Genomic DNA, 20,926 nt, shown 5'->3' on the forward strand with positions numbered 1-20,926 from the left:
ACTAACAGCCGCGGTAGTACGCCGGATTAAGCCGACTTCATTCCGCCGCTGCTCCGCACGGCAGCCTAACGTCGGCAGAGACTCCACTTGTCGATGCGGAGCTTCTGTTCAGATAGCCGGAAACAGCTCATACACATGCGGGAGCGCGCGATCGACCTGAAACATCACGGCGGTAAATCGTCACTGATGGCGACACCGAGCGTTGGGAACATTAGCCTTATTTGAACCAATCCTTCCGATGCAAGCTGAGCATCGCCATTCATGACCGACGTTTAACCAAAAAAATGAGCCAGCCGTTATTTTCGGCAAGCTCAGTTTGGAAGGTTCACATAAACCATCGTAGCGTTGCTGGTTTAGTCGTCTAGGGACTCAACTTGGGGCCCCTACATCGCATTCGTAACCCAAGCCTAAAAGCGACGAGGACACCCTATCCGCTGCTCACCTGTGCGACAGCAGGTTGTCAGACTTTTTGACCGAACATGTTTTTCCAAGATTCCGTGCCCGGTTTTGCATCCCACTTCTTCGTGTCGGACATAACAGCGAGCCCCTCCTGCACCGCAGGACGCACCTTTATGGCATCGAACCACCGCTTGAGATTAGGATAGGAGTCCAGCTCCTGCCCCTGCCACCGGTAGGGACGAATCCAAGGAAAAGTCGCAATATCCGCGATCGAGTAGTCGCCGGCGAGATATTCACGATCGGCCAAGCGACGATCAATCACGCCGTACAGTCTGGCGGCCTCTTTCGTGTAACGCTCGACCGCATACGGTATTTGCTCCGGCGCATAGCGCCGAAAATGATGTGCTTGACCGAGCATCGGCCCGACACCACCCATCTGAAACATCAACCATTGAACCACTTCCATTCGTGCTCGCGGCTCTGCAGGAAGCAGCTTGCCGGTCTTTTCGGCAAGATAGAGAAGGATCGCCCCCGTTTCGAAAATCGGAAGCGCTTGTCCTCCAGGTCCATCATGATCGATGATGGCTGGAATCTTGTTGTTCGGGCTGATCTTGAGGAACTCCGCGCCGAACTGATCGCCCTTAGTGATGTCGATCGGCAGAACACGATAATGCAGGCCAAGTTCGGCCAGCATTATCGTGACCTTGTATCCATTCGGCGTCGTCCAGAAATAGAGATCAATCATACGAACTTCCTGTGAAACAATCGAATGGATAGCGTTGTGCGGATTAGGCATTAGGCCTGTCGAAGAGAATGCCGGGGTTGAGCACCCAGTTCGGATCGACCTCCCGCTTGCTCGCCTTCATCATGCGAATGAAGCCCGGATCGATCTCCTTGTCGTACCAAGGACGGAAACTACGGCCCACGGAATGGTGGTGAGTAATCGTCGCGCCAAACTCAATCAGAGTATCTGAAGCAACCTTGGACAGGGCTTGATAATGATCAATGTTCTTTTCATGGCTAGACGGAGCCATGACCGAGTAATACGGCGCAGGTCCATCTGGATAGAGAAACGAGAAGCGCCGGCAAACAATGCCCCCGCCACAGATTCTTTTCTGAGCTTCAGCCACTCGACGCAATATTTCGGTATCGAGCGCTTCGAACTTGTCCCAAGTATAGGCCGTCTCGAAGGTGAAACCGACAATCCCCATCGCCATGCGGGTGTGCATCAAATACGGAAGGTATCGGAACTGATTGCGCCAACTCCCCTGTGCACCCGAACGACTGGTTTCGAGTGCCTCGCCACCGGATCCGGCCTTTTGCTTCACCGTGCCGCCAAAGTCTCGGCAAATTTCTAGAGACCGTTCCAGCCACGCATCGACCGGATGATCCGCCGACTCATAACCGATCAAGAGCATTGACTCGGTGCCATCGCCAGCTCCGTAGAAGAGAGAATCCTGCTCATCGAGATAACGGCAGTTTGCAGGATACAGCCCCGCCTGGGTGATCTGGCGAACGGCCTTTGCCCCCTCATAAAAGGTCTTGAAGGAGACAGAAGCATTGGCACGAAAGACCACCCGACCCTGCAGACGCATCCACGCCTCTGTGATGATACCGAGGGTTCCTTCCGAACCAATAAAGGCGCGGTCAGGATTCGGGCCGGCGCCGGATCCCGGCAAACGGCGGTTCTCAATGGTGCCGGTCGGCGTTACAACGCGCAGACTTTCCACCATATCGTCGATGTGGGTCAAGTGGGTCGCATAATGCCCCGAGGAGCGCGTGGCGATCCAACCGCCGAGGGTCGAGAACTCCCAGGATTGCGGAACATGGCGCAACGTGAGCCCGTGTGGCTTCAACTGCGCTTCAAGCGACGGACCGAACGTGCCGCCTTGAATGCGAGCGGCCCGTGAAATCGGATCCACCTCAAGCACCTGGTTTAGATTCTCAAGATCGATAGTGACTACACCCTTGTAACGACTGTCATCTGGGGGAGTGATACCGCCCGTGACGCTTGATCCGCCACCGAAAGGCACGGCCGCGTACCCATTTTCGCCGCACCAGTCGAGAACGGCCGCAATATCCTTTTCGTCGCGAGGATACGCAACGATGTCCGGCGGGTTCGGAAATCGCCGCTTGTAGACCATCGCCAGATCGTGAAAGCTCTTGCCGTACGTGTGAGCAACGCGCTCCCATTTTTCGGTTGTGCAAAAACTCGCCAAAGAGGCGGGTGGCTGAATCCGCGGAGCACGAAGCTCAATTTCGTCAAGAGTCGGATCGGTGAGAATCGTGAAATCGGTCATTCCTAACCGTTTTGCAACTCGCTGCTGCATGGCAAGAACTTCAGACTGCGGGATATCCTGGCCTTCGTAACCCCACCCCCAGAATTTCCTGCGTTGTCCCTTGGGTGCACTTATGGGTACGTTCACGTTCGCTTCTCCTCAATTCATAAGCTGCTGGCAGCAACTTTTTGCGTTTACTTACGAGCAGGGCTCGCGAAAGGCTTGACTGTTCTCTGCGCTCGCCTTCCAAATTGGTACTACCACCATAAAGTAGCGAGGCTGACTGTCAAGAGCACTTTCGGTATTAATCGACAATTTCCGACCTTGATGTGGCTATCATTGGAAGAACCTTCATCCGCGCAAAAAGGCTTGCAACGTAAAGGCGACCTGCTGATCACTAAACTTAGAGTTCTTCATCAGTCGGACTCCCTTCAGTATCAGCCTAACCGGAAAATTTATTCAGCTTGGTCTAAACTTATCAACGCAGATCACGCCCCTTAGCTGAAGCGGTCCTTCATGGCACCGGGCAAGGGACCGCCAGTAGCCCAATCAAGCAACTCCACGGTGTGAACTATCGGAATAGCCGTCCCGGCACCGATCTGTGTCATGCACCCAAGATTCCCGCTCGCGATGATCTGCGGCCTTATCTTTTCGATGTTCGCTACCTTGCGTGACCGGAGTCGGTTTGCAATCTCGGGCTGCAGAATATTGTAGGTCCCCGCCGAACCGCAACAGATATGGCTTTCAGAAACGTCCTTCACGACAAATCCCATCTGCGTCAGAAGGGACTTCGGCTGATCCGCGATGCGCTGACCGTGCTGCATCGAGCACGCCGAATGATACGCGACGATCTGCCCCGTAGTCCTAACGGGCTCCTGGAGCTGAAGTTTATGGAGATACTCCGAGATATCCTGCGCGAGTGCGGAAATGCGCGCAGCCTTACGGGCGTATGCCTTGTCCTCGCGAAGCATGTATCCATAATCTTTGATGGTCGTTCCGCAGCCTGACGCTGTGATAATGATGGCATCGAGCCCGCTCTCGTCAAGCTCCCGTGTCCAGGCATCGACGTTGCGCCGGGCTGCCTCCAGCGCCGATTCCTCGTAACCCATATGATGTACGAGAGCCCCACAACATCCCTCATCGCGCGGGCTTGTCACCTCGATGCCATGACGATTCAGCAGCCGGATCGCAGCGTCGTTGATGTTCGGGTCGATGACCTGCTGGGCGCAGCCCGTCAATATTGCGACCCTGCCGCGCCTATCTTGCGCGACCAATTCCTGGGGAGCGGACCTCCGTGGTTTTAGAGCCGGAGCAAGATCGAGCATGGCGGAGAACTGCGCGCCGCCCGGAAGCCCAGCGAGCCATTTCCTCATCGGCCTGACCGCGGCCGCCGACAATAGCGCCAATCTCAGTCGTTTCGGATTCGGCAGCACCGCCGCCAGCATGCCCCGCAGAACACGATCGACCAAAGGGCGCTTGTAGGTCTTCGCAATGTGGGCCCGCGCATGATCCACCAGATGCATATAGTGCACCCCGGACGGACATGTGGTCATGCAGGAGAGACAGGACAGGCAGCGATCCACATGTTTGACGACCTTCTCGCTCGCCGGCTTCTCATTCTCGAACATATTCTTGATGAGGTAGATTCGCCCGCGCGGACTGTCGAGTTCGTCTCCCAGCAGCAGGTAGGTCGGGCATGTGGCAATACAAAAACCGCAATGGACGCAGGCGCGAAGAATCTTCTCCGACTCGTTCATGTGCGGCTCGGCGAGCGCCGTCAGCGAGAAGTTCGTTTGCATGGGATTCCGATCTTCGCTTCAAATGCCCGAGTACATTCTTCCGAAATTAAGGATACGGTCAGGATCAAACGCAAACTTGATCCTTCGAGTCAGTTCTGCGAGCGAAGGTGGAAGCGGCTCAAATATATCCACCTTATTTCGAATCTCCGGCGTTGCGCGCAAAAGCGTCGCGTGGCCGCCGAGGCCTCGCATTGCATCCCGGATCACCTTGGAGCCCGCATCCTCTGACGCGTTAACAGCGAGCCAAACTAAGCCGCCGCCCCAGTCATAGAAATGACGCACATCGAGTATCCGCTTGATACAGGCAACAATACCGGCTGCTTTCGACGGGGCCAGCGAGAGCCGCCATATGGCACTGTCTTCAGGATCCGCCAGCCATCGCGCATCCCGCACATCAGACCAAATATCTGTGCCCACCTCCCCTTCCAGCACATCTACCTTTCCATATGGCCGCCAAAGCTTGGCGATCTCGCCGCAACGATACGCCACGGAAGGCGCGAACCCCTCGATGCGGACAATGGTCATGGGGTCCAACACCACGCCCTTCGGCAGATGCGCTGCAGCGGAAACGGAAAATGGAGATCCCAGAGCCGTCGTCAATGCGGCGATTGCCGTCGCATCACTCAACCCGCACAGCACCAGCGAGGACGCGATTTCCGGTTTTGGCAAAACCTTGAAAGTAACCTCGCTGAACACACCGAGCGTACCCCACGCCCCACAACTGAGCTTTACAAGATCGAGACCGGTGACGTTCTTCATGACCCGTCCACCCGATTTCACGATATCGCCGCGGCCATTTACCAGCCGGATACCAATCAAACTGTCACGGCAGGCTCCTGCCATGATACGTCGCGGGCCAGAAACGTTTCCCGCTGCAATTCCGCCGATCGTCGGCTCATTGCTCCCACCGAGAAGCAGCCGATAGTCCATCGGCTCGAACGGCAGCATTTGATTCTGCGTTGCAAGTGCCTCGTTGATCTCGGACAACCGTGTTCCAGGAAGAGCTCCGATCACCAACTCCGTCGGCTCATACATCGATACTCCCTGCATGCGCTGCGTTGTAACAGACATTGCATACCCATTCGGCCGGCCGATACCCGACTTGCTACCCGCACCGCTGACAATCAACGGCATTTTTTCCGTCGCTGCCATCCTGATCGATTGAGACAGGTTCTTTTCGTCGCGCGGCTTCAGATCTCCTGACATTGCCCATCTCGTCCAGCGTTACATTTGATTTTTGTTTCGGCAGTCAATGGGAAACACCTTTTCCGTGTTGAGCAGCCATTTTGAATCGAACGCTGCACGCACGCGTATTTGTTGGGTAAGATCGATCTCACTGAATTGGTGACGCATTAAATCGCGCTTCTCAAGACCGACGCCGTGTTCGCCGGTGAGACAACCACCGACTTCAACGCAAAGCTTGAGGATATCGTTGCCCGCGGCCTCTGCTTTCGACTGCTCCGCCGGATCGTTCGCGTTATAGAGAATGAGAGGATGCATGTTTCCATCGCCGGCATGGAAGACATTGGCTACACGCAATCCATAGCGCTTCACGATCTCGGTGATCTGTGCGAGCACGTAGGATAACTTGCCCGTCGGCACGGTTCCGTCCATGCACAAGTAGTCCGCAACGCGCCCAGTCGCACCAAACGCTGACTTCCGCCCCTTCCAGATCGCCGCGGTTTCAATCGCGGATTTGCTCTCCCGTATCGTCTGCACGCCATTGGCTCGCGCAATGGAAATAATACGGTCAAGCGTCGCGTCCATTTCTGCTTTCGAGCCCTCCACTTCGATGATCAGAAGAGCTTCCGCGTCGAGAGGATACCCGGTCTTGGAAAAAGCCTCGCATATCTCGATCGCAGCTCTGTCCATGTATTCGATTGCAACCGGAATGATTCCGGCGGCGATAATTTCTGCAACTGTGTTGGCGGCTCCCTCGCATGAGGGGAATCCAAACAGAACGGGACGTGCGGCTTCGGCCGATCTCAGTATCCGGACGGTAGCCTCGGTCACGATCCCGAGTTGACCTTCAGACCCCACCACAACACCCAGTAGATCCAGGCCACCGCTATCGAGACCATTTCCACCTAGATCGATGATCGTTCCATCGATCAGAACCATTCTGACGCTGAGAAGATTGTTTGTCGTAACGCCGTATTTCAGGCAATGCGCACCGCCCGAGTTATTGGCGATATTGCCGCCAATGGTACAAGCAAGCTGGGATGACGGGTCTGGCGCGTAGAAAAAGCCTCTGTCCGCCACTGCGGACGTTATGCTTAGGTTGGTAACGCCCGCTTCGACCCGAATAAAGCGATCATCGTAGTTGATCTCGAGCACGCGGCTCATTCTTGAGAGCCCAAGCACGATCGCGTCCTCCGTCGGAATAGCCCCTCCCGCAAGGGAGGTGCCTGCACCGCGTGGCACGACCTTCACGTCATTGTCGTGGCAAAACTTGAGAACGGAGCGTACTTCATCCGTCGAGATCGGCAATACAACGGCTAGTGGCATCTTACGATAGGCCGCGAGCGCGTCGGTCTCATACGCCCTACATTCATCTCTATCCGTGATAAGGCCATCGGACGAAACCAAACTTGCCAAACGCTCGACGATTTCATCGCGACGTTTGAGAACTGTTTTGTCTGGTTCAGAAAATGCGATAGCACTCATAAACACCTCTTACATCGCGACATTTCCGATGAGGCTTCAATCTTCAGCGTGGGAAACGTTGGCCTCGCCTAAGGTAACGTTCATGATCTTAGCGGTCCGCCGCGTTCGTTAGGCAGGTGCCATCCACAGCAATGACAGCAAGCCTCTCTTGAAACTTAGGTTTTGGCACATCGAGGTAGCCGAATTCGCCGAGGATGATGAAATCCAATCCGCACGCTGCCTTGGCGACCAACGACCAAGCCATTGCGAGCGAGCGCAAGGGTGCAACGGGCGACTATTTCACAGAAGAGAACGCCGTGGGCTGCAGGAACTGATTGACGATGTTGTCGACGATCTGACCGTCCTTCTCACTCTCGGCTCGAGCTGAGGCCCATACGGGATCGGTGGCGAAAGCCGTCCACTTCTTCTCACGTTCAGCCATCGAACCCCATGCCAGGAAATAGGTCAGTTCTTGATTCGATGTTCCGACTAGCGTGGTAAAAAACCCCGCCGGCCTGATGCCATGCTTCTCCCACAGCTTAAGCGTAGTGGTCTCGAAACGCTTGAGCAACTCAGGCAAACGCCCTGGTACACAGCGATAGACGCGCATCTCGTAAATCAAGCGAATGCTCCTCTTTCTTCAGTATCGTTATGATCGATCTGTTCCGACCTCAATCGTCATCGTCCTGCCTCCAGGAAGCAGCTTGCCGGTCTTTTCCGCAAGGTAGTGAAGGATCGCCCCCGTTTCAAAAATCGGAAACCCTCGTCTTACAGGTCCATCATGATCGATGATGGCTGGTATCCTATTGTTCGGGCTGATTTTCGGAAATTCCGGACGAAATTGATCGTCCTTAGTGATGTCAATCAGCAGAACACAATAATGCAGGCCGAGTTCGGCCAGCATTATCGTGACCTTGTATCCATTCGGCGTGGTCCAGAAGTCAAAGATCGATTATAGCGGCAACTTCATTTGATTGATCCGAATGACATGACAGGTAGATTACGACGCCGGTCTGTCGAAAAGAATGCCAGGGTTGAGCACCCAGTTCGGATCGACCTCCCGCTTGCTCGCCTTCATCATGCGGATGAAGCCCGGATCGATTTCCTTGTCGTACCAAGGCCGGAAGCTGCGTCCGACGGCATGATGGTGCGTGATGGTGGCACCAAGCTCCAGCAGGGCGTCCGAAGCGACCTTGTTCAGCGCCGCATAATGTTCGAGGTTCTTCTCATGGGAAGACGGAGCCATAATTGAGTAATACGGCGCGGGTCCATCTGGATAAAGGAACGAGAAGCGCCGGCAAACAATGCCCCCGCCACAGATTCTTTTCTGAGCTTCAGCCACTCGACGCATAATCTCGGTATCGAGCGATTCGAACTTGTCCCAAGTATAGGCCGTCTCGAAGGTGAAGCTGACGATACCCATCGCCGCACGCACATGCATGAGATACGGAAGATATCGGAACTGATTGCGCCAACTCCCCTGCGCACCCGAGCGACTGGTTTCGAGGGCCTCGCCACCGGATCCGGCCTTTTGCTTCACCGTGCCACCAAAGTCTCGGCAAATCTCTAGAGACCGTTCCAACCACGCATCGACCGGATGATCCGCCGACTCATAACCGATCAAGAGCATAGACTCGGTGCCATCGCCAGCTCCATAGAAGAAAGCATCCTTCTCATCCAGGTACCTGCAGTTTGCAGGATAGAGACCTGCCTGGGTGATCTGGCGAACGGCCTTTGCCCCCTCGTAAAAGGTCTTGAAGGAGACAGAAGCATTGGCACGAAAGACCACCCGACCCTGCAGACGCATCCACGCCTCTGTGATGATACCGAGGGTTCCTTCCGAACCAATAAAGGCGCGGTCAGGATTCGGGCCGGCGCCGGATCCCGGCAAACGGCGGTTCTCAATGGTGCCGGTCGGCGTCACAACGCGCAGACTTTCCACCATATCGTCGATGTGCGTCAGGTGGGTCGCATAATGCCCGGAGGAGCGCGTGGCGATCCAACCGCCGAGGGTCGAAAACTCCCAAGATTGGGGAATATGGCGTAACGTGAACCCGTGCGGCTTCAACTGCGCCTCAAGCGACGGACCGAACGTGCCGCCTTGAATGCGAGCGGCGCGTGAAATCGGATCCACCTCAAGCACCTGGTTAAAATTCTCAAGGTCAATCGTCACGATTCCTTTGTAGCGACCGTCATCCGGCGGATTGATACCGCCTGTGACACTCGATCCGCCACCGAAAGGCACGGCCGCGTACCCATTTTCGCCGCACCAGTCGAGAACGGCCGCAATATCCTTTTCGTCGCGAGGATACGCCACGATGTCCGGCGGATTCGGATACTTGCGCTTGTAGATCATTGCCAGGTCGCGGAAGCTCTTGCCGTACGTGTGAGCAACGCGATCCCATTTTTCGGTTGTGCAAAAACTCGCCAAAGAGGCGGGTGGCTGAATCCGCGGAGCACGAAGCTCAATTTCGTCAAGAGTCGGATCTGTGAGAATCGTGAAGTCGGTCATCCCGAGGCGCTTCGCAACCCGCTCGTGCATCGAATCGACTTCAGACTGCGGGATATCCTGGCCTTCGTAGCCCCAGCTCCAGAACTTCCTGCGCCCCTTTGGCGCGCTTATCGGTGCATTCATTGCTTCGCTCCTTGCTTCTCGCTCGTGTTAAACTAGAAAGCCACCCGAACTGATTCATCTTCCCGACACTCGGGAAAGAAACCTACGGTAGCCTACCGATCCTTCCAAATTGGTCTTACCAAAAAGACCCAAACGATGCTTTTTGTCAAGCGCATACTCAATGGCTGCTCGATTTCATCATCGCCGTAGACCACCATTGCAGTGGCTGGGCCCGCGTTTCGTTGATGCGGACACAGCCAAGCGAGCCCGCAGATTCAGGCTTCTGAACATCTTCAGAGTTTGATTTCGCGAGGGAATCTCGCGCCTCTTTCGAGGCCAAGCGATTGCCGGCGTGAGGCTAACCGTTCATTTGAGTTATGAACTTGGTGTTCAAGTAGGCCTCCATGGCTTCGATCCCTCCCTCCGAGCCATAACCGGAGTCCTTGATGCCCCCAAACGGCGTTTCAGGTAGCGCAAGGCCATGATGGTTCACCGACATCATTCCGCTTTCGACTCCCGTGCTGATGGCAGCAATGACGGAAGCCGATTTGGTGTAGGCATAGGCAGCGAGGCCAAATGGAAGACGATTTGCCTCCGCTATGGCCTCATCCAGATCAGAGAAGGCGCTGATCGGGGCGACGGGGCCGAAGGGCTCTTCGTTCATGATGCGCGCGTTCAGCGAGACATCCGTAAGAACTGTCGGCTCGAAGAAGAATCCCTCGTTTCTGATTCTCTTTCCGCCCGCTCTGACGCGTCCGCCGCGCGAGATAGCGTCGGCGATAAAGGCCTCCATCGCCTCTATGCGGCGATGATTGGCCAGCGGACCCATCTGGCTCGCTGCATCAAGACCGTCGCCAACGACCAGATTCTTCGCAGCCGACGTGAAGTGATCGACGAACTCCTCGTAGACGCTTTTGTGCACGATGAAACGCGTGGGCGAGACGCAAACTTGGCCGGCGTTCCTGAACTTCGCTGCAGACAGCAGTCTGGCTGACTCCTTCACGTCCGCATCGCCGAACACGAGCGCCGGCGCATGGCCTCCCAATTCCATCGTCACACGCTTCATATGGCTTCCCGCCAGAGCGGCAAGCTGCTTGCCGACCTGGGTCGAGCCGGTGAAGGAAATCTTGCGAATGAGCGGGTGAGCGATCAGATAGGAAGATACCTCAGCGGGCACGCCGAAAACCAGATTGAGCACGCCGGGTGGCAGACCGGCATCGGCGTAGGCCTGCACCAGAGCAGCGCAACTGGCCGGTGTCTCCTCTGGCCCCTTGAGAATCACGGAGCAACCAGCCGCGATTGCAGCAGAGATCTTGCGGACGGCCTGATTGATCGGAAAATTCCACGGCGTGAACGCCGCCACCGGCCCGACCGGCTCCTTGATCACGAATTGCTGCACCCCCTCAGAACGCGAAGGAATAGCGCGGCCGTAGGATCGACGAGCTTCCTCGGCAAACCAGTCGATGATGTCCGCGCCGAGCAGCACCTCCAGCTTCGCTTCCGCCAGGGGCTTTCCCTGCTCGAGCGTAAGAATGCGAGCGATTTCACCGGACCGCTCGCGCAGCTTTTCGGCAGCCGACCGCATGAGCTTGTAGCGGTCGAACGCCGACGTCTTGCGCCATATACTGAAGCCGCGTGATGCGGCATCCAACGCGCGATCAAGGTCGTCAATAGAAGCGTGCGGAACACACCCAATCGCAAGCCCGGTCGCTGGATTCAGCACGGCCCCAGTTTTGCCTTGCGACCCGTCGCACCAGGCCCCGTCGATGAACATTTTGACGTCCGGATAGGTCCGTTCCTGCTTCATGGCGATGTCCATTGGCCTTCGATGGGGATTAAACGATTTGGAATGACTAGACCGAAAGCGCCGACGCTTCAGCGTACTTCTTCAAATCATGCTTTCTGATCTTGCCGTTTGGCGCGACCGGCAGCTGCTGCATCACGATGATCTGCTGAGGCTTCTTGTATCTGGCCAACTGTCCCTCGATGAACGTGAACAGGTCGTTGGTCTCGACGGAACCTCCAGGAACCGGCTGCACAAAGGCTATGATCTCCTCATTGCCCTCAACCGATCGTCCAACGACGGCAGAGTTGAGAACCGTCGGATGCGTGTTGAGAACCGCTTCGATCTCAGGCGGGTACACATTGAACCCCGAGCGAATGATCAATTCCTTTGATCGGCCTTGGACGATCAATTCGCCGCTCGTATTGCGGCTGACAATATCGCCGGTCTTCAAATAGCCCTGCTCATCGATAACCTCTGCGGTAAGCTCCGGCTGGCCATAATAGCCAAGCATGACATTTGGTCCTCGCACGAGAAGTTCTCCCGGCAAACCCTCTTCAACCTCATGACCGTCCGCTCCGACAATCTTGATCTCGACTCCTGGGATGGGGGGACCAATGTTGACTTCGTCTCTGCCCATTGCGTACTGCGTCCGGCTGATCGTGGGCGACGTTTCGGTGAGACCATAACCATTGTGGAGAACCACCCCGAACACACGTTCGACGTTCTGGCGCAATGAAAGGTCCAGCGGAGCGGTACCACTATAAACATATCGGAGCCTGTTCGGTGTGAGCTGAAGGCCAGCTTGATCGACGTGAGCGACGATACGCGACAGCAACGCTGGTACGGTGGCAAAAATCGTAAGCGCCCCGTCGGCGATGGCATCGATCGCCTGCGCAAGTGCGAATCTTGGCATGATTCTCAGATGCGCACCCGCAAAAAGCATGCCCTGCAAGAGCGTAAGCCCATACGAATGGGAAATCGGCATCACGCACAGCGAGACGTCGTCCGAACGAATTGTATCGGTTCTTTTGCCGCGGCACGCGACAAACGCAAGGCTGCGATGACTAAGCATCACTCCTTTTGGGCGCCCGGTGGTGCCCGTCTTATAGATAACAACGGCAACCTGCCGTGAGGAATCCCGATGAACCCTTTCCGCGACAGAATCTGCATCAAGCCTTCCGATTTTCATCTCACCTATCCCGATGAACGACTCGATATCGGCACGCCGGCGACATGCATGAGCATCTGCCTCAGGTGAAATAGCATGAGTATAGAACACACGCCGCGGTTGGCAGTCGTTCTCGATCAAGTCCAACTCATGCTGACTGAGCCGCGCGTTTGTGACGACCGCCCATGCGTCGATTCGACTCAACGCATACAGCAATACGATTGCCGCGATTGAATTTTCACACACGATCATGACTCGATCGCCCGGACGAATACCGAGCCGGCTCATTTCAATGGCAACAAGCTCGACCGTGTCGATCAGACGGCGATAAGACCATACGACACCATGTTCGTCGGTAAACGCAACGCGAGAAACGTCCCCCCTTGCACCCTCATCAAGTATCTCGTGAATGCGGGGCGGCAGGTTTGATATCAAATCCATTTTCGCCGATCCATCTTCCCGGTCAGGGCTGAAACTCAACAACCGGCATCCGCGTCGCGATGAAAATTCGTCATAGCGGGATGCGCGTTCGCCATCATTGAAATTATTCGCCGTATTGGTAATACCAATTTGGTATATTTAACTAAGTCCTGTCAACCCGTATTTGACAAGTCCGCGCCGATCCGCAGATTTCTGACGTCCGGTATGTCAGGGCGGAAAGACAGTTCTGAGCTGCCTATTCCGCCGCTTGGCGAACGTGACGCTGCGTCGGCGTGCGCATGGTCACGAGTTCCTCCGCAGAGGTGGGGTGCAGCGCCATGGTGGCGTCGAAATCAGCCTTGGTCGCCTTCATCTTAACAGCGATGGCAACAGCCTGAACGATCTCGGCGGCTTCCGGCCCGACAATGTGACACCCGATAACGCGATCGGATGTTCCATCCACGATCAGCTTCATCAGGACGCGAGCTCCGCTACCCGACAGTGTTGCCTTGATCGGCCTGAAATCGGTCTTGTAGATGTCCACGTGAGTGAACCGCGCCCTCGCCTCGGCTTCGGTCAGCCCGACCGTTCCTACCTGCGGCTGTGAGAACACCGCAGTCGAAATATCGAGATGATCGACGCGTACTGGACGCTTGCCAAACACCGTATCGGCGAAGGCATGTCCTTCGCGGATCGCAACCGGCGTGAGATTGATCCGGTTGGTGACGTCGCCCACCGCATAGATGTGCGACACATTGCTTTGTGAGAAGCTGTCGACGGCGATGCCGCCATTGGTCGGACCGAGCGCCACGCCGGCCTTCTCGAGCCCGAGACCCTTGACGTTCGGATGACGGCCGATGGCGAACAGCACCTGATCGGCCGCGATGCGCGATCCTTCCGACAGATACGCGGTGAAGACCTCGCCGTGCTTCTCGATCTTGCTCACCGTGCAGCCGGTGAGAATGGTGATACCCGCCTTCTCGACCTCTCCGCGCACATGCGCGCGGACGTCCTCGTCGAACCCCCGCAGAATGTTGTCGCCGCGATAGACCAGCGTCACGTCGGAGCCGAGGCCGGCGAAGATGCAGGCACACTCCAGCGCGATGTAGCCGCCACCCTGGATCACGATGCGTTTCGGGAATGTCGGCAGGTGGAAGACCTCGTTCGACGAGATGACGTGCTCGATGCCCGGAATGGCCGCGCCGTGGCTCGGCGCGCTTCCGGTGGCGACCAGGATGTATCTCGCCCGCACCGTTTCGCCGGTCGAAAGGCGCAGCGTATACGCATCCTCGAACACCGCACGAGCCTTGACGACCCGCGCCCCGGCCTTCTCGGCATTGGCCGTATAGGCGGCCTCCAATCGTGCGATTTCCTTATCCTTGTTGGCGACCAGCACCGGCCAGTCGAACGTCGCGGAGGGGATGCTCCATCCGAAACCCGCAGCGTCGCTGATTTCCTCACGGACGTGCGAGGCGTAGACGAACAGCTTCTTCGGCACGCAACCGCGGATCACGCAGGTGCCGCCCATGCGATACTCTTCGGCAAGCATAACCTTGGCACCGTAACTGGCCGCGATCCGCGCGGCGCGAACGCCACCCGAACCGCCGCCGATCACAAACAGATCGACATCAAAATCAGACATACCAGTGCGCGCTCTTTTCGGTCGTACCTATTTGGTATACCAATCTTATATAACCAGTACGCCGGAATCAAGCGATCGACCGTGCGAAGACGTAATTAGCAGAGCGTTATTATCCTGCGGATCGGGATTCGCGCAAAGTAACTGCAACATCATCAACTATCGACTAGAGTGAACATCACTCAGATTGGTGGCTATCTGCAGGCACCCGGGTGCGCGGCGGCTTAGCAGACGGGCTTCCCTGGACGCAGGCTAGAAAGAGTAAACGCAATGACAGAACGAAATCGAACCAACAATCCTGAGCCTCCCTCGAACACCATCGGAAAAATCCTCTCGTTCATCCGCGAGCGCCACTATCAGCCCGCTGAACGTCTACCGTCCGAACGAGACTTCGCAGAGAAGTTCGACACAAGTCGCGGCGCTGTCCGTGAGGCGCTGGCTGCTCTCGAAGCCATGCGTGTCATCGAGAGACGGCCAAACTCTGGCATATACCTGCGAAATTCAAACGAAAGCAGCATCGAGGCTCTCGTCCTTTATGCCGAGTCAGGCCTTCTTTTCCAGTCAAACGAAATCGCCGATGTCTTCGAGGTGCGACGCATGCTCGAAGTGCAGGCCGCCAGATTGGCCTGCACTCGTAGGACATCTGCCAACATCTGCGATCTTCGCACCATTCTGAACGACACCGAGAAGCGCCTCTCCAGAAAGCAGACGATCGAGCTTGAAGATGAAGCATTTCACCTGGCCATCTTTGCCGCCACCAAAAATGATATCCTGCTCCGCGTCGTAAAATCATTCTATGAACTATCCAGACAACGCCGCCGCATCTATTTTTCCGATCGCAACCGCGGTCGCAGCTCCTATGAAGATCACTGCAAGATTCTTGATGCCATTGAGGGGCGTCGCGTCGGTCAGGCAGAACAGAAAATGAATGAGCACCTGTCCCAGACCATAGAAACTTGGGAGACGCTGTTGGGAGAGCCAAAAATACTCGCAAGACGATAGGCTCTCGTCAAAAGATCCCATCCGAGCGAACCGCTCGAATCCTTCGTGGCGCGGCCGGATACAGAACTGATCCCTTGCCAGGGCGGCATCTAGGCTCATCTGCGGACTCCCCGGAGAAACAATAGGGATTTTGACATTCGCGCTTTAGTCGGGCGCTGTCATCTATCCTACCTCATGATGCGACCATAAGATGCCGCAAGCCCGTATGAGAGCTCGCGGACCGACTCCATATCAGAGCTGCGTGCTTGGAAGCCGGGTGAGTCTATCGGGTTATGCCGATCCCGTCTCATCGACTGTTGCGCCGTACCTGCCTTCGCCCTTTACTCCATCGACAACCTCGCGTTGCGACGCTGCTTATGCGGCGGCCTCGGCGGGAGCTCGGTAAACTTCGTTAAGCGCGAACAATGCTCACACCGTGCGCGCCTATTTGTTTGCTAGCGCAGTGATAACCAGCATTCGCGCCTTGTTGTAGATCGTCTTCTGCGGATCCTGCGCATCTGCGCCTTCGACAACAAAAAACAGTCATTGCAACGCCTCCGCGCGCCGCTAATGAACCAGTTATCCTTTCAATCCGCGAGAAAATATATGTGTCCTGGGCCTAGAATACCACCTACCCTTTAAGGGCGCCTGCCGTAAGTCCTGCGACGAAGTAGCGGTAGCAGAACGTAAAGATGACAAACAGCGGCAGCGCTATGAGCGATGCGCCGGCAAGGATCTCGCCCCAACGCAGATCCTGTGCCCCCAACATCGACGCCAAGGCGACAGGAAGCGTCTTGTTCTGATCGCTCATGATCAGGATGAGAGCGAACACGTAGTCGGCCCAGGAAAGCAGGAACGAGAAGATACCGACCGTAATCAGACCCGGTGCGGAAAGCGGCAAGACAACCTTGAGGAACGCACTGAACTGCGAGCACCCATCGACCATTGCTGCTTCTTCCAGGTCAAATGGCACCGACTTGAAAAAGCCCCACAGAAGCCAGACGCCCAACGGGAGTGATATTGCGAGATGAGCAATCAGCAGACCCCACAGGCTGTCGGAAAGCCCGACCATGCGGAACAAAGCTGACATTGGAATGACCAGCATCAACGGCGGGAACATATAGGCAAACAACATGGACGCGACTAATGTTGTCTTGCCGCGGAACCGCAGCCGCGTCGCGCCGTAGGCAATGAACGCCGAAAGCGTTGTAGCAACGATGATCGTTGCCATCGCCATCAGGGCGCTGTTGAAAAAATTGGTCGTGTAATTCGTAAGCTCCAGTAGGGATCTGTAGGAAGCGAGATCTGGCGGCCAGAACACCAACGACGTGTCCAGAAACAACCGCTGCGCGGGCCGAAGACTAGATACAATCATCCAGTAAATTGGAAAGAACGAGTAGATGCAGATCACGAGAACAGCCGCGTAGAGACCGATACGCCCGGCAATCTGCTTGATTGGCTTGCCCACAATGCCGAACAACTTCTGTTCTGATGCAGGTGTTGAAGCTTCCTGCGGCAAACGATCGAACTGGGACGTGCTGCGAAGGAGTCGCTCCTGCCGCGGGTCAGCAACAGCAGCAACGATGGAAAAGTGCGAGTTCTGTTGTGTCACTGTCATCGGCCTTGCTTTGCTTCATCGATCGGGAAAAACCGCAGATAAATCAGCATAATGGTTGCCAGAATCGCAAACGAGATTGTCGCTACCGCCGCCCCCCCTCCGAGATCGAACTCCAGAAAAGCTCTTCGATAAGCAAGCGTCGGGAGCGTCTCCGTCTGATTCAGCGGCCCCCCCTTGGTCAACAACCAGATCACGTCAAACTTGTTGAACATCCAGATGCCTCTCAGCAGAATGACCACGATCAGTACAGGTCTGAGGCCCGGCAGAGTGATGTGCCAGAACTGCTTCCAGGCACCGGCGCCGTCGACCCTAGCTGCTTCGTAAAGCTGGGCCGGAATTGTTTGCAGGCCGGCCAGCACGCACGTCACCACAAATGGTGTCCATATCCACACACTAACGAGAACAATCGTTCCTTTTGCGGTTGCCGAGTTGGCGCCCCAATCAAACATGCTGGATCCAAACGACGCCAAGATACTTTTAATCAATCCGTAATTCGGATCGAGCATCCATTGCGCAATAAGGCACGCAACTACCGTCGGAAGAAAATAAGGAACGATCGACAGCGCGCGAACGACCGTTTGTCCCACGAACTGACGATTCAGAACGAGCGCAATGGTCACGCCGAGCATGACCTGCAACACGATCGCGGAAATAGAAATTACTATCCCGTTTAGCAACGCGTCCCAAAAATTCCTGTCCTCCAGGACGGCCAGATAATTCCCAAGTCCCACCCATCGCGGCGGAGCGATAAAGGACTCCGCCGCGTAGAACGAGAGCTTGATAGAGTACAGGAGTGGCCCGCCAACGATGGCGCCGAGTATCAAAACGCCGCCAACGAACAAGCTGATGATCCGCCAATCCTGCCTCATAAGGTACCTACCTTCTTGTCCGAATAATTCAACCAAGCTTCCGGATGCGATTGGCCGCTGTTTTCACGCAATCGGCCGATGACATGTTCTTAAGCACCTTATTTTGCAACATCTCAGGCATGACGTTCGCATCGAAGACCTTGCTCGGCAGCAGATCAATCGATGGGCCGATCAAGTCGACCGACGAGAGCCTCACCTTGCTGTCCGGATCGATGAACGACTTCATCTGCATCATTGTTGCCCAATGCTTCTGAATCATCGGGTGCTTCTTCCAGCGCGGATCCTCGTAAATGTCTAATCGCACCGGCTGGAAGTTCATCCAAGCCGAATGCAGCCAGTCGACGTAGTGCTCATCGATAAACCATTTGAGGAACTTGAGCGTCTCCTCGCTTTGCTTGGTCTTGAATGCAACAAATCCGTCGAAGGAGAACGGCAGCGCTTTCTGCTTGCCCGCACTGTCTGGTGCGGCAAAGATGCCATACTTGCTCGCGAGATCCGGATTTCGCGCCTCGAGCGCCTCGACCACACGCCCGGAATACAGGGTATGCGCGACCTTTCCAGTGACAAACAGACTCATGAGCTCGGCATAACCCACCGTGTTCAATCCGGGGGGCATAGTCTTGTAGAGTTCGCCGTAAAGATCGAGGAAACGCGCTGTCCGATCCGCATTCTCAGGTGCATCCAGAACGACATTCCATTTGTCGTCATAGAATTGCGGAGCTTCCGCAAACAGGTTTCCGAAGCTCGCCCAGTTGGTCGCACTGTCGCTCGCCAGCGGCATTACGCAGCCGCCACGTTCGATATTGCCGTCCTTTGAGACAGTCAGCGCCCGGCAGTTGTCGAGATATTCCGACCATGTATTAGGAATCTTAAGGCCCTTCTCGGCATACAGATCCTTCCGATAGTAACAGGTCACCAGATTGTAGTCGTAAGGATAGAACCAGTTCTCTCCCTGATACTTCCAGGCGCCCATCTGCCCCCAGGAATGCTGCTTCACAAGATCGGTCATCGGAAGAAGATGACCGCCGCGGGCGTACTGCAGAATATGGGCGATATAGCCTTGAGTGGAGATGTCATACGGCGTGCCGGCATTGATCGCCGCCATCGTCTTCGCATATGCGCCGCTGATCGGCGTCGAATCGACGATGATCTTAACACCGAACTTGCTCTCGTACGCGCCGCATGCGCGTCGCAGCACGGCCTGGCTGTCGGCCGCAGTTTCATTGTTCAGAAATCGGAGCGTCACTCCGGCTTGAGCATTCACGTACGGAGCCGCCAGGGAGCTTGTCGCTCCAACCACTGCTCCCGCGGACGTTTTGAGGAAGCCCCGTCGGCTAAAGCCGAATGATTTACCCTTGGAATTCCATTGGTTCGACTTGCGCACGGTCATGATTTTCCCTCCCTATATTAATTTCACTTACTGATTTTGATTGCCTCAACGCCTTTCCACTCTCACGTGAAAATAGATGCAGCCGCTGCGCGGGCAGAACGACGGGGATTTTATCCCCGGCCACGAGCACATCGTCGCGCGCAAACACCGCGCGAAATTTATGGCCGAATATCGTCCCCAGCACATAGGTCTGGGCGCCGATTTGCTCGACCAGGCTAACGATCATCTCGATGTCGGATGCTGCTTCAGCACGAATGATATGCTCTGGTCTGATGCCGATAGTGACGCTCTTCTCGGTCTCGACAAACTCGCCGTCCGGCAATCCGAGCTGCAGTTCGCCAGAACGAACCTTCAGACCATCACCGTCACGGAGCAGATCGCCCTCAACCAGGTTCATCTCGGGCGAACCGATGAAGGCGGCCACAAAGACATTCATCGGCCGGTCGTAAAGATCCAGCGGCCGTCCGGCCTGCTGGATCCAGCCATCGCGCATGATGACAATCCGGTCACCGAGCGTCATGGCTTCGACCTGGTCGTGAGTCACGAAGATCATCGTGGCTCCGAGCCGGGCATGCAGCGTCGCGATTTCTTCGCGAGTCTTCACGCGCAGCTTGGCGTCGAGGTTGGAAAGAGGCTCATCGAGCAGAAAGACATCGGGGTCTCGGACGAGCGCACGACCAAGCGCAACCCGCTGCATCTGACCTCCCGACAGCTGCCGCGGCTTCCGCTCGAGCAAAGGATCAAGGCCGAGGCTCGACGCCGCGCTGCGCACGCGACGATCAATCTCGTCTTTCGGTTCTCCGCGCACGCGAAGACCAAATGCCATATTGTCGTATACGGTCTTCTGCGGATAGAGCGCGTAGTTCTGGAACACCATCGCAATATTGCGATCTTTCGGCGGGAGTGCGGTCACATCCCGCCCGCCGATCATGATCTTGCCCGATGTCACATCATCGAGGCCGGCAAGCATGCGCAACGTGGTCGACTTCCCGCAGCCGGACGGCCCGACAAAAACGACCAGTTCTCCGTCGGTAATATCCAATGAGAAATCCTGCACTGCCCATGGCCCACGATCTCCGCCAAAGGATTTCGATACATTCTGGAGAGTTACTCGCGCCATACAGCAAAACCTCGCTTCGCGTTGCCTCTAGCTATTGTCACCATGCATCAAGCTTAAAGCCGCACAGTCGCCATCCGTTTTGGATAGACCATTTTGGCTGACCGTATGTCTCCATATACTTGCTGTCAAGCAACTCGCGCAGTGCGATGCTCGCGAATCAAAACCCGACAAGCACTTTCGAGAAGACCCTCCGTTCCA

17 protein-coding genes are annotated in these 20,926 nt (G+C 55.9%); 1 reads left to right on the forward strand and 16 read right to left on the reverse strand.

The window, feature by feature from the left end; translation table 11 throughout:
* Positions 1-460: 460 nt before the first annotated feature.
* The 12 genes from HNQ36_RS14060 to gor form a co-directional block, all read right to left on the reverse strand.
* Entirely contained in the window at positions 461-1,144 is a 684-nt protein-coding gene (locus HNQ36_RS14060) for a glutathione S-transferase N-terminal domain-containing protein (RefSeq protein ID WP_184086082.1), read from the reverse strand.
* A gap of 43 nt (positions 1,145-1,187) precedes the next feature.
* Entirely contained in the window at positions 1,188-2,825 is a 1,638-nt protein-coding gene (locus tag HNQ36_RS14065) for an FAD-binding protein (protein ID WP_184086083.1), read from the reverse strand.
* Positions 2,826-3,175: 350 nt separating this feature from the next.
* A complete protein-coding gene (gene glcF / locus HNQ36_RS14070; protein WP_184086084.1) occupies positions 3,176-4,477 on the reverse strand; it encodes a glycolate oxidase subunit GlcF in 1,302 nt (433 codons plus the stop codon).
* An 18-nt stretch (positions 4,478-4,495) separates the two neighbouring features.
* Positions 4,496-5,683 (reverse strand): FAD-binding protein, encoded by a 1,188-nt coding sequence (locus tag HNQ36_RS14075; protein ID WP_184086085.1) that lies wholly within the window; start codon positions 5,681-5,683, stop codon positions 4,496-4,498.
* A gap of 18 nt (positions 5,684-5,701) precedes the next feature.
* Positions 5,702-7,144, reverse strand: coding sequence for an FAD-linked oxidase C-terminal domain-containing protein (locus HNQ36_RS14080; protein WP_184086086.1), 1,443 nt, complete (start codon positions 7,142-7,144; stop codon positions 5,702-5,704).
* A gap of 88 nt (positions 7,145-7,232) precedes the next feature.
* Positions 7,233-7,388, reverse strand: a complete 156-nt coding sequence (locus tag HNQ36_RS25950; RefSeq protein WP_210312043.1) for a hypothetical protein — start codon at positions 7,386-7,388, stop codon at positions 7,233-7,235.
* A gap of 30 nt (positions 7,389-7,418) precedes the next feature.
* Positions 7,419-7,745 carry an NIPSNAP family protein gene (locus HNQ36_RS14085; protein WP_184086087.1) on the reverse strand — a complete coding sequence of 109 codons (327 nt, stop codon included), beginning with the start codon at positions 7,743-7,745 and terminating at the stop codon, positions 7,419-7,421.
* 27 nt (positions 7,746-7,772) lie between these two features.
* Complete coding sequence (locus HNQ36_RS14090) at positions 7,773-8,072, reverse strand: glutathione S-transferase N-terminal domain-containing protein (RefSeq protein ID WP_347339977.1); 300 nt, start codon at positions 8,070-8,072, stop codon at positions 7,773-7,775.
* 51 nt (positions 8,073-8,123) lie between these two features.
* The gene (locus tag HNQ36_RS14095; protein WP_184086089.1) at positions 8,124-9,758 is read right to left on the reverse strand and encodes an FAD-binding oxidoreductase; all 1,635 of its coding nucleotides are present in this window, start codon (positions 9,756-9,758) and stop codon (positions 8,124-8,126) included.
* A gap of 337 nt (positions 9,759-10,095) precedes the next feature.
* A complete protein-coding gene (locus HNQ36_RS14100; RefSeq protein WP_184086090.1) occupies positions 10,096-11,544 on the reverse strand; it encodes an NAD-dependent succinate-semialdehyde dehydrogenase in 1,449 nt (482 codons plus the stop codon).
* 46 nt (positions 11,545-11,590) lie between these two features.
* Entirely contained in the window at positions 11,591-13,132 is a 1,542-nt protein-coding gene (locus HNQ36_RS14105; protein WP_184086091.1) for a class I adenylate-forming enzyme family protein, read from the reverse strand.
* A gap of 235 nt (positions 13,133-13,367) precedes the next feature.
* Positions 13,368-14,753 carry a glutathione-disulfide reductase gene (gene gor, locus HNQ36_RS14110; RefSeq protein ID WP_184086101.1) on the reverse strand — a complete coding sequence of 462 codons (1,386 nt, stop codon included), beginning with the start codon at positions 14,751-14,753 and terminating at the stop codon, positions 13,368-13,370.
* 267 nt (positions 14,754-15,020) lie between these two features.
* On the opposite strand from gor, the gene HNQ36_RS14115 reads away from it, so the two are divergent.
* The gene (locus tag HNQ36_RS14115; RefSeq protein WP_184086103.1) at positions 15,021-15,752 is read left to right on the forward strand and encodes a FadR/GntR family transcriptional regulator; all 732 of its coding nucleotides are present in this window, start codon (positions 15,021-15,023) and stop codon (positions 15,750-15,752) included.
* Between the two features lie 610 nt (positions 15,753-16,362).
* Here HNQ36_RS14115 and HNQ36_RS14120 read toward each other — a convergent pair.
* From HNQ36_RS14120 to HNQ36_RS14135, 4 genes are read right to left on the reverse strand one after another with little or no spacing between them, the layout of a single operon-like run.
* Positions 16,363-17,349, reverse strand: coding sequence for a carbohydrate ABC transporter permease (locus HNQ36_RS14120; RefSeq protein ID WP_184086105.1), 987 nt, complete (start codon positions 17,347-17,349; stop codon positions 16,363-16,365).
* The gene (locus tag HNQ36_RS14125; RefSeq protein ID WP_184086107.1) at positions 17,346-18,218 is read right to left on the reverse strand and encodes a carbohydrate ABC transporter permease; all 873 of its coding nucleotides are present in this window, start codon (positions 18,216-18,218) and stop codon (positions 17,346-17,348) included. Before HNQ36_RS14125 ends, HNQ36_RS14120 begins: the two co-directional genes overlap by 4 nt.
* A gap of 28 nt (positions 18,219-18,246) precedes the next feature.
* Positions 18,247-19,608, reverse strand: a complete 1,362-nt coding sequence (locus tag HNQ36_RS14130; RefSeq protein ID WP_184086109.1) for an ABC transporter substrate-binding protein — start codon at positions 19,606-19,608, stop codon at positions 18,247-18,249.
* Positions 19,568-20,728 (reverse strand): ABC transporter ATP-binding protein, encoded by a 1,161-nt coding sequence (locus HNQ36_RS14135; protein WP_184086111.1) that lies wholly within the window; start codon positions 20,726-20,728, stop codon positions 19,568-19,570. The genes HNQ36_RS14130 and HNQ36_RS14135 overlap by 41 nt, the downstream gene beginning before the upstream one ends.
* Positions 20,729-20,926 lie beyond the last annotated feature (198 nt).

The organism is Afipia massiliensis, from assembly GCF_014203115.1.
Taxonomy (GTDB): Bacteria; Pseudomonadota; Alphaproteobacteria; order Rhizobiales; family Xanthobacteraceae; genus Afipia; species Afipia massiliensis.

Coding starts and splice junctions, on each gene's coding strand:
- HNQ36_RS14060 (WP_184086082.1), bottom strand. CDS start 1,144: ATGATTGATCTCTATTTCTGGACGACGCCGAATGGATACAAGGTCACG.
- glcF (WP_184086084.1), bottom strand. CDS start 4,477: ATGCAAACGAACTTCTCGCTGACGGCGCTCGCCGAGCCGCACATGAAC.
- HNQ36_RS14075 (WP_184086085.1), bottom strand. CDS start 5,683: ATGTCAGGAGATCTGAAGCCGCGCGACGAAAAGAACCTGTCTCAATCG.
- HNQ36_RS14080 (WP_184086086.1), bottom strand. CDS start 7,144: ATGAGTGCTATCGCATTTTCTGAACCAGACAAAACAGTTCTCAAACGT.
- HNQ36_RS25950 (WP_210312043.1), bottom strand. CDS start 7,388: ATGGCTTGGTCGTTGGTCGCCAAGGCAGCGTGCGGATTGGATTTCATC.
- HNQ36_RS14095 (WP_184086089.1), bottom strand. CDS start 9,758: ATGAATGCACCGATAAGCGCGCCAAAGGGGCGCAGGAAGTTCTGGAGC.
- HNQ36_RS14100 (WP_184086090.1), bottom strand. CDS start 11,544: ATGAAGCAGGAACGGACCTATCCGGACGTCAAAATGTTCATCGACGGG.
- HNQ36_RS14105 (WP_184086091.1), bottom strand. CDS start 13,132: ATGGATTTGATATCAAACCTGCCGCCCCGCATTCACGAGATACTTGAT.
- gor (WP_184086101.1), bottom strand. CDS start 14,753: ATGTCTGATTTTGATGTCGATCTGTTTGTGATCGGCGGCGGTTCGGGT.
- HNQ36_RS14115 (WP_184086103.1), top strand. CDS start 15,021: ATGACAGAACGAAATCGAACCAACAATCCTGAGCCTCCCTCGAACACC.
- HNQ36_RS14120 (WP_184086105.1), bottom strand. CDS start 17,349: ATGACAGTGACACAACAGAACTCGCACTTTTCCATCGTTGCTGCTGTT.
- HNQ36_RS14125 (WP_184086107.1), bottom strand. CDS start 18,218: ATGAGGCAGGATTGGCGGATCATCAGCTTGTTCGTTGGCGGCGTTTTG.
- HNQ36_RS14130 (WP_184086109.1), bottom strand. CDS start 19,608: ATGACCGTGCGCAAGTCGAACCAATGGAATTCCAAGGGTAAATCATTC.
- HNQ36_RS14135 (WP_184086111.1), bottom strand. CDS start 20,728: ATGGCGCGAGTAACTCTCCAGAATGTATCGAAATCCTTTGGCGGAGAT.